Below are 11,364 nucleotides of genomic sequence, written 5' to 3' on the forward strand. Positions count from 1 at the left end.
AAGATAGCTGTCGCATTTCTTCGTTACGTCGCCAGTCCGGTACTCATGTAGTATAAGTTACACTCCGTATCCTCCTGGCTTTCGTGCCTCGAACTGCTCGGCTCTCTTTATCCTTCTTTTTTAGTGAAAAAACCTGCTGAATTTCAGCAGGTTTTCAAATTGTTATTATAGATTACTATGTGATGCTCACTTAGTCAATTTTAAGCAAATGGAAATTATTCAGTCGAAATAGATGGATCTGCTTGCTCTTTTTTCGGAATGACTTCATAAAAGTGAGACTGAATGTCCTCTAATAATGGTGTTAAGAGAGCAGCTTCTTCATATTGTTCATGCTCCTTTAATACACGAACGTAGTCTAATAATAATTCTGTGATGTCTGATTCCCCGTTTTTGCTAAGTTCACGTAATGTTACATTCGCTCCTTTTGCAATTCTTCTTCGCAAAGCAGCTTCTGTTAAACCAAGTTTAGGTTGATGGCGTAAATAAACGACACCACCAGTCATACCTGCACAAATCCATGGGCCAGGATCACCAAGAACGAGTGCGCGACCGTTTGTCATATATTCAAAAGCAAAGCCTTTAATATTTGCATGAACACCGAGATTCCCGTGTTCTTTTTCTCGAAGTGGTTTTGTGATTCTTCCCCCGATGATCATATCTGCTCCAGATAAGCGGATGCCAGCACGTGCATCAGCGTTACCTTGCACATATAAAGTTCCTTTTTGTGCACCATACCCGAATCCTTTTCCGACAGAACCGTTATAGTATGTTCCATCTTTTCCTCTTGCTTTTGTGATATAAATGCCACCGCCAAATGAGGTTTTTCCGATACCATCTTGTGCACCACCATTGACGTGAATAAATAAGTTTTCGCTATTGTAGGCACCTAATCCGTTTCCAGGAACGGAACCATTTGTGTATTTTAGTGTAATTGGTTCCAGCGTATTGTTGTCATATAATTTACTGCGGACTCGGTAGCATGATTCAAGACCACCCATTACGCGTTGATCCACACCAACACCAACTAGCTCTTTTGATTGGAAAGAATCAGTTGTTGCATAATGTTGTTGCTGGGCTGCTCCTGTTATCATGTAGGATGTACTGTCTAATGTTTGTAATAAATTTTGTAAATCTAATAGTTCTGTGCCTCGCGTTTGTTCTAGCAAATCAGAGCGACCAACAATTTCTTGTAAGTTCGTATAACCGAGTCCGCCGGTTAAACGTTTAAGTTCTGTTCCGAAAGTAGTAAATAGGTGCAATAAACCTTCTACAGCATTTTCAAATTGCCGCGGAACGAAGCGACGTAGTCCATGTTCTTTTGCCTGCGCTTCGGATTCGATTTGTGTTGCAATACCAACATGACACGTATCTAAGTGACAGCCCCGGCACGTTGTACAACCGATTGCAATCATGGATAAAGTACCGAATCCAATACGGTTTGCACCAAGAAGCATAATTTTAAGTGCATCATTTACACTGCGGATACCACCATCTGCCCAAATCTCTACGTTGTGTCTCATATTTGCTTCTAATAGAGCGTTGTGTGCAGCTTTTACTCCGATTTCAACTGGAAGGCCTACATGTTGCAGTGCATGAATACGAGCGGCACCTGTTCCACCATCAAAGCCGCTAATATTAATAAAATCAGCACCAGCTTTTGCAATTCCTACAGCGATCGTTCCGATATTAGGGACAACTGGAACTTTGACCGCGACTCTTGCAAGTTGATTGGCTGTTTTAATTTCAGTAATAATTTGTGCTAAGTCTTCAATCGAGTAAATATCATGGTTATTGGAAGGAGAAATCAAGTCCGAACCAATTGTTGCATTACGAGCTTCTGCAATTTTAGAAGTTACCTTTGATCCAGGCAAATGTCCCCCTTCACCAGGTTTTGCTCCTTGACCAATTTTGATTTCAATTAAATTTGATGAATTTAACAGTTCGGCATTCACCCCAAAACGTCCTGATGCAATTTGTTGGCCGCGTGTATGTGGGTATTTACCAATCATATCTTTAATTTCTCCGCCTTCACCGTTTAAACTAATCATATTGAGACGGTCTGCCGCCTCTGCATAAGCACGGAATGCAATTTCATTTTGGGATCCAAATGACATCGAACTAATAATAAACGGCAAGTCATGATTTTTTACGCCAATTGAAACATGCTCAGTCGGCACTGGTTGCTCTGCTTCTTTCATTTGGACAAGGTGACGAATTGCAATCGGATTCTTATCTTCTACCTCAGCTAATTTCTCCCGATAATTATCGTAAGCATTCCCTTTTGCCACATCACCAATTGCTTTCCAAATGCGGGGGAATATATGAAACGTTTTTCGCATTCTAACTTTGGGGTTGTTATAATCAATTGCCCGGACTTTAGCGTCTTCTGCTAAAGATTCAAGTGTAAATGCTACAGTACGTGATCCTAAAAAGTTTGTAATTTGTAGTATGTTTGCAATTTCTTCGTGTAAACCAATTGAAGAGAAGAGACGGCCGTAACCACGCAGTTCATGGATACCGATAGTTGAAATGACTTTTTCAAGACCTTTGTTTAGCGCTTTATATAAATTAGAAATTGGTATCGTTGTCCCATCATTTACGGTTGCGAACATTAAATATGGATTAATAACATCTGCACCTAGTCCGTACAGTGTAACAATATCGTGTAAAGAACGGAGAGCGCCGGATCTTATAACAATGGAGCATTTTCGGCGTAATTTGTGCTCAGTTAGTTCTTGATGTACTTTAGCTGTAATCAAATGTGGATCGATCCATAAGTGTTCATTTTGATGAGCTTTTGCATCATCAAGTAATAAGAGAGAAGCACCTTTTTTAATAGCTGCTGTAGCTTCGGCACTAATTCGATTTAATGCATCTTGTAAAGTTTCTGATGCTGGAAAGGAAACAGATAACTTGTAAACTGTACTATGAATTGCAAATAGATTTACAAGTTGTTCATATGAAATTGTTTCTGAATCTTCTGAAATTGATTGTGCTAAATTACCTTCTAGTATAATCGGTGACAAAAGTTCGGTAACAAAAGTTTGCTGCTCACCACTAAACAAGCTAGGACGTTCTCCTAGTACTGTGCGTGTAGAGAAGTGCTCAATTTCTCGGTCGCGATCGATTGCTGGGTTTGTAACAACAGCAACACTTTCTTTTATAAAATCGGCAATGTTTCGTCTGTCTGTATCAAGTGCAGCGAGAGGGGCGTCATGGCCGAGTGAACGAATTGGTTCAACACCTTTTGTTGCCATTTGTTCAAGAAGTTGGATATGCTCGCGATCCCAGCCGAAAGCTACATATTGTTCTGTTTCAACTTGAGAGAGGTTAGATAGCCCTTCGACCTTTTCCATAGCTGGAATAGATAAGTTGAAATGATAATCTGAAAAATTAATACGTTGTTTCATGCGTTTATATACTTCTTCTTGGTATGTTTCATATTCGTAGAGAACGAGGGCACCTTGTTTATTCCACTTCAAACCTACTTTTTCTCCGGGAGCAAGTGACTTTGGTTCTGCTACATATTCAGATGGTGATACGACACCTGGTTCAGAAGAAAAGATATAGGAACTTTCTGTTTCTACTTTCCAAACTGGTCGCAAACCAAGTGAATCTACACTAAAAACAGCTTCATCTTTATAACGTGAAATAATGCCGGCCGGCCCTTGGGCGAAATGTCCCCATGCTTCACGAATATACGTATATAAATCTTGCATATGTGGCTCGTATAATTTAATCTCATTAATAATTGGTGGAAATAATACATCCATTGCTTCAAATAGACTGTAGTTGTAGTGAACGAGAAGTGTTTCTAAGGTGCGGTTTAAATCTTGAGAATCACTGCCTCCAGCAGTAAGTGGTACATCGATCATTTCGGCTTGATCGCGTAACTTGGAAATTGTATTAATTTCACCATTATGTCCAAGGATACTAAATGGTTGCACGCGAAAAAAATTAGATAATGTATTTGTAGAATAGCGATTATGTCCAAGTGTCATTGTTGATGCAATAAGTGAATGTTGTAAATCATCATAGTAGGCAACAAGTGTATCACCAGCGCCAAGAACTTTGTATACAACATGGTCGTGGCTTAATGAAGCAACATGAATTGCTGTATTTTCTTCAATTTCAATTGTTAAAGAGAATAGTATTTGGTCGATGGCTTCATTTTTTGTTTCTGAAAGAATAGCAATTTGCCAAAATAAAGGTTCTTCTTGTTTGCCAAGAGGACCAAGTGCATCAGAATTTATAACATCATCACTTTCGAAGAGAACGATGAAATTTTTATTGTTTAATTTATTACGAATACTGTTCTTTAAAAGAGTAGGATTTTCTTTTTTGTTTAGAAAAAAATGTCCAACGATAAAGTGGGGATGGTCCACAATCGCTGGATTATATCCACTATTTTTTAATTTTTCTTTCCAAAGGGCTTTCGGTAAGTCGATATGAACACCAATACCATCGCCTTCTCCATTAATAAAGCCAGCACGGTGATTCATTTTTATCAGTGATTGTATACAAAGATCGATGTTTTCTTTTGTTGGAACATTTTGTTTTTCCATAACGGAAACGATTCCACACGCATCGTGTTCTGCATTTGCGTAATTTCGAAATAAAGACGGTGTCCATTTATTTGTATTGTTAGGCATCCGTCAATCCCCCCTCTATTATAAAGTTAAGAATAATCTAATTATTTAAGGTGTATATTGCCTTATAAATAACAGAATAATTAATATGAATTTCAATATAAAACAGATAATTATGAATAATTATACTATTAATGTGTGATTTATGAAATAGAAAAAAGAAAAAAATAGAGGGTGGCCTCTATTTTTTTCTTTTGAGCATGTATTTTCTTATGCGTTCGCTAAAGCAGCAAATGCTCTACCGACAGCTTGGATTGTATATTCGATATCTTCTTTTGTATGTTCTGTTGTTAAGAACCATGCTTCATACTTAGATGGAGCTAAGTTAATTCCTTCGTTGAGCATAAGCTTGAAGAACTTACCGAACATTTCTCCATCTGTATTTTGAGCAGCGTCATAATCTTCAATTGTATCTGTAGTGAAGTATACAGTTAACGCACCTTTTAGACGATTTACGGTAATATCGATGCTATGTTTTGCAGCTTGTTCTAAAATTCCTTTTTCAAGCATTGCTCCAAGTTCATCTAATTTTTCGTATACACCTTTTTGTTGCAGTACTTCTAAGCAAGCAATACCAGCTGCCATAGATGCTGGGTTTCCAGCCATTGTACCAGCTTGGTAAGCAGGGCCGAGCGGTGCAACTTGTTCCATAATTTCTTTTTTACCACCATATGCACCGATTGGAAGGCCTCCGCCAATTATTTTACCAAGTGCTGTTAAATCTGGTGTTACACCAAGTAAGTCTTGAGCACCGCCGTACATAAAGCGGAAAGCTGTGATTACTTCATCATAAATAACTAGTGCGCCAGCTTCGTGAACAAGCTCATTTACTTTTTCTAGGAAGCCAGGTTTAGGTTCGACAATTCCGAAGTTCCCAACGATTGGTTCTACAAGAATAGCTGCTACCTCATGTCCCCATTTATCGAGTGCTTCTTTTAATGTCTCTACGTTATTAAATGGAACGGTAATAACTTCTTGAGCGATACTTTGGGGCACACCGGCTGAATCAGGAGTACCAAGAGTAGAAGGACCTGAACCAGCTGCTACAAGTACTAAGTCTGAATGACCGTGGTAGCAACCAGCAAACTTCATAATTTTTGTACGACCTGTATAAGCGCGAGCCACACGAATTGTTGTCATAACAGATTCCGTACCAGAGTTTACGAAACGAACTTTATCTAAAGCAGGCATTGCTTCTTTTAACATTTTTGCGAATTTTACTTCTAGTGCTGTTGGTGTTCCGTATAAAACACCATTTTCAGCTGCTGTTTTAATTGCTTCTGTTATGTGAGGATGAGCGTGTCCTGTAATGATTGGACCGTATGCTGCTAAATAATCGATATATTTGTTACCATCTACATCCCAAAAATAAGCACCTTTTCCGCGTTCCATTGCAACAGGTGAACCGCCACCAACTGCTTTGAAAGAACGAGAAGGACTGTTAACACCACCAACGATATGTTCTAACGCTTCCTTATGTAATGCTTCTGATTTTGTGAAATTCACTACAATTCATCTCCTTACAAAAATCTATGTATTATTCTAACATGTTTTTCAAAAAGACGTATTGTTTGTGATAGGAAGGGCAGTTGGGTAAACTATTCGTTGTGGTATCGAGGAAGGGGGTCCGATTATGAAATCGGTAATTGAAGTACAAGGATTACGTAAAGAATTTACAGCATATTCAAGCCGCTCTGGTTTAAAAGGTGCGTTTCGCGATTTATTAAATCGTAATTATAAAATAGTGCCAGCAGTGAATGATGTTTCGTTTACTGTAAATCAAGGTGAAATGGTTGGTTATATTGGTGAGAATGGTGCGGGTAAATCAACGACAATTAAAATGTTAACCGGAATTTTAACACCGACGTCTGGCCAAATTACAGTAAATGGAATGAATCCACATAAACAGCGAGAAGAGTTTGTGAAAACAATTGGTGTTGTATTTGGTCAGCGTTCACAGCTTTGGTGGGATATTGCGGTACAAGAATCATTTCGTTTATTAAAAAAAGTGTATGGTGTATCTGATAGGCAGTATAAGGAACATATGGAGCATGTCATTGAAACACTAGATATTGGACCATTGCTAGATAAACCGGTGCGTAAATTGTCGCTTGGTCAACGAATGCGTTGTGAATTAGCAGCAGCGTTAATTCATAATCCACCGCTTTTATTTTTAGATGAACCAACGATTGGACTAGACGTTCTCGTAAAATTAAAAATCCGTGAGTTTTTAAAGGAAATGAATGAACGTTATAAAACAACAATTTTATTAACAACACATGATATTACTGATATTGAAGCGTTATGTGAACGCGTCATTATGCTGGATGAAGGAAACATTATGTATGATGGATCATTAGAAAAGCTTCGTTCGCAGTGGGGAGCAGAAAAAGAAATACATTTTCAATTTACAGCACCAGTTTCATATCAACAACTGTTAATGCTAATGCCGGATAATCATGTAGTTTGGTCACAAGGGAAAGAAGAATATACATGGATTGCGAAAATACCCAATGAAGAAGTTATAATTTCTATGCTTATTTCCAAAGTAGTCCAAGCCTTTCAAATTAAAGATTTAAAAATTAATGAAGTGTCGACAGAAGAAATTATCCGTAATATTTATGAAGAGGGTATGATTCATGGGTAAGTATATTGAAATGATTCGTATTCGTTTTTTAATGATGCTTGCTTATCGGACAAATTACTATAGTGGAATTTTAATTTATACGATTAACATCGGAGCGTATTATTTTTTATGGCAAGCTATTTACAGTGGGAAAGAGAATATCGAAAGTTTATCGATTTCTCAAATGACAACCTACATTGCCATCGCGTGGATGGCTCGCGCTTTTTATTTTAATAATATTGACAGAGAAATTGCGATGGAAATTCAAGAGGGACGTGTAGCTGTTGAATTAATTCGTCCATATAACTACTTAGGAATGAAAGTTATGCAAGGTCTTGGAGAGGGGATCTTCCGTTTTGCATTCTTTTCTATTCCCGGTATGATCATTGTTACACTTTTATTCTCGTTGCAAATTACAACCAATTTTCAAACGTGGTTATATTTTTTTCTGTCGTTAGTTTTCAGTTTTATTATTAATACGCAAATTAATTTAATGACAGGCATGCTTACTTTTTTCTTATTTAATAATAGTGGAATTATGTATGCAAAACGTGTGGTTATTGATTTATTTTCAGGTTTATTACTACCCATTAGCTTTTATCCTCTATGGGCACAAAAAGCAATGGTGTTTTTGCCATTTCAAGCAATCAGTTATATTCCGAGTATGATTTTCTCTGAAGGAATACAAGGAAGTAAGTTGTATCAGGCTTTATTATTTCAAATGATTTGGGCAGTCGTACTTATTGTTCCAATTGTGCTGATGTGGAAAACGGCGAGAAAACGCCTAATTGTACAAGGGGGATGATGAGATGCTGTATATAAAACTGTTTTTGCAATATGCAAGCCAATATATAAAAACTAAACTAGAGTATCGCGGCGATTTTATCGTTGGATTATTATCTGATTTACTACTCCAAGCTGTTAACTTAATTTTTATTCTTGTTGTTTTCGGACATACACAAGCATTAAAGGGATGGAGTCGAGAAGAAGTTATTTTTATTTATGGCTTTTTCTTAGTACCATTTGCTATCTTTTCTGCTTTCTTTAATATATGGGATTTTAATGATCGATACATTATTAAGGGAGAAATGGATCGTGTTTTAACAAGACCGATTCATAGTTTATTCCAAATTATATTAGAGCGAATGGAACTGGAGTCTTTGATTGGTGCAGTTACTGGGATTATTGTAATGGGATATGCGTCAGTGCAGCTTCAATTATCCTTTTATTGGTACGATTTCTTTCTTTTCTTGTTCATGGTAGCTGGAGGTGCCCTTGTATATGGCGGGATATTTGTGACGCTTGCAAGTATTGGCTTTTGGTCAGATGCGAAAAGCTCTATTATGCCATTGATGTATAACATTGGGAATTATGGGCGATATCCTGTAAATATTTATAACCGTGTGATCCGGTTTGTTTTAACGTTTGTCTTACCATTTGCATTTGTTGGTGTATATCCAGCGGCGTATTTTCTTAGAAAGACAGAATGGAACAGTTATGCGTTTGCGACACCGTTTGTTGGTGTAATTTGTTTTACAATTGCAATCACGCTTTGGAATTTTGGAGTGAAGAAATACCGCGGTGCGGGAAACTAACGACAGATATACAGTTTCATCTACTGTGGGATAAATTGTTCTTTGTCCTCATACATATAGGATGAGGTGGAGGACATGTTATGGGGACTTATTTTATTAATTTCAGCCATTGCTGTGTTAAGGAGTATTCAAATATTATGGAGCTCATACTCAGATTCGAAGCGTTTCTTTTCCTTGTATAACCTAACTTCATTATTTCTAATTTACACAACGGTGCTTATCGCATTTGGATTAAGTTATGTTGTATTAGAGGAAAGTGGATTTGCCGTCTTAAGAGAAGACGGAGAAAGTTTAACTGTCCATTCTTTCCAACTGGTAGAAGTATGCTTATATTTTAGTGCGGTTACTTTATTATCTGTTGGATATGGTGATGTAACTCCTGTTGGAATCGGACGCTGGATTGCAATTATTGAAGCGTTGATTGGATATACATTGCCGTTTGCATTCGTAGTTCGAACAGTGATAGACAATGAAAAATGAGATAACATTTGTTATAGTAGAAGGAAAAGACAAGGAGTGATAAAGATGGTCGCAGTAGGAGAAATGGCACCCGATTTTACACTAGAAGGAAGTAACGGAGAGCAGGTTAAGCTATCGGACTTTCACGGGAAAAATGTAGCACTATATTTTTATCCGAAAGATATGACACCAGGCTGTACAACAGAAGCGTGTGATTTCCGAGATGCATACGGATTATTTCAAGAAAAAGATACGGTTATACTTGGTATAAGTCCAGATCCAGTGAATAGACATTTGAAATTTATTGAAAAGCATGATTTGCCATTCTTACTTTTAGTAGATGAAGATCATAAAGTGGCGGAACTATATGATGTATGGAAGCTGAAAAAGAATTTCGGAAAAGAGTACATGGGAATTGAAAGATCTACGTTTCTTATTAATAAAGATGGTGAACTAGTAAAAGAATGGCGTAAAGTAAAAGTGAAAGGGCATATCGAAGACATCCTTTCTTATTTAGATTAAGGTTCTGCATAAGCAAGAACTGAAGGGAATTTATTATGATGTAATTACTATGAGGCATATGTCTATACACTTGTGCTGATGTTTCATACATTAAAAGGGTAGGGCATACCTCCTCAGATGATAGTATTCCAAGTGCGATTATTTCGCACTTTTTTCTATGTAAATGTATAAAGGAAGGACAAATATACATAAGAATAAGGTTAGATGAAAAATAAACTACACAGTTATAGTAGAAATATTGACGATTGACAAGAAAAGGAGTACACTCTTTATAAGAATTATAAAATAATAATCCGTATAGAATCGGGGTGCATGACGGTGGTCAAAGAAGAATTAAAAGAAGCGCTAGAAATGCTGAAAAATACGGGTGTACGCATTACTCCACAGCGTCATGCTATTTTAGAGTACCTTGTGGAATCTATGACGCACCCAACAGCGGATGAAATTTATAAAGCGTTAGAAGGTAAGTTTCCAAATATGAGCGTTGCAACTGTTTATAATAACTTACGTGTATTTAAAGAAGTTGGGCTTGTTAAGGAATTAACTTATGGAGACGCTTCAAGTAGATTTGATTATGTTACAAGTCAGCATTACCATGTAATTTGTGAAAAGTGTGGTAAGATTGTTGATTTTCCTTATGGAGGTTTGGAAAAACTTGAAGATGAAGCTGTGAAAGCAACCGGCTTTGTTATTAATAGTCATCGTTTAGAGATTTATGGCGTATGTCCAGAATGTCATAAGGCGTAATATATAATAAAGAAAGAGGTCAACGGTTACGTTGACCTCTTTCTTTATTATATAAACTCCATTTTATGCTTTATAGCTCTTTTTATTATACCTCTCATCAAACTCTTTTCCTTCTAAATTACGATCAAGCGTTAAGGGTTGATTGCAATGCATACATGCGTCTACTCGGCCGAGCATTTTGGTAGGTTTGTTACAACTTGGGCAAATGATTTGTACGGTTTTTGTAGATAACATACCAATCCAAAAGTAAACGACGGTGCTAGCGATAACTGCTAAAAAGCCAACCATCATAAAAATGGTCATAATAATAATATTTTCGCGAAAAAATACGCCTAAGTAGGCAATGAAGAGTCCGATAAATACTAAACTTAATGCAAAGGTTCGAATTTTATTGATTTTGTTCGAATATTTAATCCTCATTCCCATCACGCTCCTATAGGAATAATATAACATAAAATTTTGAATTTTTGATTTAAAAGAAGTAGGGTTTGTTAAAATGATGAAAAAAAGAAATAAACGGGATGTGAAATTTTTTTATGAAAAGTATTGACCATGTATAAACTGCATGATATATTAATAACCGTCGCTGATGCGAAACGGCAGAAAGCGAAAAAAAGAAATTAAAAAACTTAGTTGACATGGAAAAATGAAGGTGTTAACATAAGGGAGTCGCCATTGAGCGACAAACGAGTTCTTTGAAAACTGAACGAAACAAACAACGTGAAACGTCAATTTTTATTTTAGATGCTAGACAAACTAACTTTAT

Annotated in this window: 9 protein-coding genes; 6 read left to right on the forward strand and 3 right to left on the reverse strand. The window is 36.9% G+C overall.

Translation table 11 applies throughout. The features are described 5' to 3' along the window. Positions 1 to 215 precede the first annotated feature (215 nt). Both JDS96_RS28330 and hemL read right to left on the reverse strand, forming a co-directional pair. Positions 216 to 4,652: a glutamate synthase-related protein gene (locus JDS96_RS28330; RefSeq protein ID WP_199668809.1), complete on the reverse strand. Its 4,437-nt coding sequence runs from the start codon at positions 4,650 to 4,652 to the stop codon at positions 216 to 218. Between the two features lie 207 nt (positions 4,653 to 4,859). Continuing rightward, on the reverse strand, positions 4,860 to 6,155 hold the full coding sequence (gene hemL / locus JDS96_RS28335; protein WP_199668810.1) for a glutamate-1-semialdehyde-2,1-aminomutase: 1,296 nt from the start codon (positions 6,153 to 6,155) through the stop codon (positions 4,860 to 4,862). A gap of 127 nt (positions 6,156 to 6,282) precedes the next feature. Between hemL and JDS96_RS28340 the strand changes: the two genes are divergently transcribed. The 6 genes from JDS96_RS28340 to perR all read left to right on the forward strand — a co-directional run bounded on the left by JDS96_RS28340 (position 6,283) and on the right by perR (position 10,598). Beyond that, positions 6,283 to 7,296 (forward strand): ABC transporter ATP-binding protein, encoded by a 1,014-nt coding sequence (locus JDS96_RS28340; protein WP_003194928.1) that lies wholly within the window; start codon positions 6,283 to 6,285, stop codon positions 7,294 to 7,296. Further along, positions 7,289 to 8,080, forward strand: a complete 792-nt coding sequence (locus JDS96_RS28345; RefSeq protein WP_018768003.1) for an ABC transporter permease — start codon at positions 7,289 to 7,291, stop codon at positions 8,078 to 8,080. The genes JDS96_RS28340 and JDS96_RS28345 overlap by 8 nt, the downstream gene beginning before the upstream one ends. A gap of 4 nt (positions 8,081 to 8,084) precedes the next feature. Continuing rightward, complete coding sequence (locus tag JDS96_RS28350; protein ID WP_018782728.1) at positions 8,085 to 8,870, forward strand: ABC transporter permease; 786 nt, start codon at positions 8,085 to 8,087, stop codon at positions 8,868 to 8,870. Between the two features lie 75 nt (positions 8,871 to 8,945). Beyond that, positions 8,946 to 9,350 (forward strand): potassium channel family protein, encoded by a 405-nt coding sequence (locus JDS96_RS28355; protein WP_016112998.1) that lies wholly within the window; start codon positions 8,946 to 8,948, stop codon positions 9,348 to 9,350. A 45-nt stretch (positions 9,351 to 9,395) separates the two neighbouring features. Next, the gene (gene bcp / locus JDS96_RS28360) at positions 9,396 to 9,851 is read left to right on the forward strand and encodes a thioredoxin-dependent thiol peroxidase (protein ID WP_003194937.1); all 456 of its coding nucleotides are present in this window, start codon (positions 9,396 to 9,398) and stop codon (positions 9,849 to 9,851) included. Positions 9,852 to 10,169: 318 nt separating this feature from the next. Beyond that, positions 10,170 to 10,598 (forward strand): peroxide-responsive transcriptional repressor PerR, encoded by a 429-nt coding sequence (gene perR, locus JDS96_RS28365; RefSeq protein WP_018768004.1) that lies wholly within the window; start codon positions 10,170 to 10,172, stop codon positions 10,596 to 10,598. A 63-nt stretch (positions 10,599 to 10,661) separates the two neighbouring features. Here the strand turns inward: perR and JDS96_RS28370 are convergent, their stop codons facing one another. Then, positions 10,662 to 11,018, reverse strand: coding sequence for a YgzB family protein (locus tag JDS96_RS28370; RefSeq protein ID WP_199668811.1), 357 nt, complete (start codon positions 11,016 to 11,018; stop codon positions 10,662 to 10,664). Positions 11,019 to 11,364: the final 346 nt, after the last annotated feature.

Source organism: Bacillus cereus group sp. N21 (genome assembly GCF_016483395.1).
Classification (GTDB): domain Bacteria; phylum Bacillota; class Bacilli; order Bacillales; family Bacillaceae_G; genus Bacillus_A; species Bacillus_A pseudomycoides.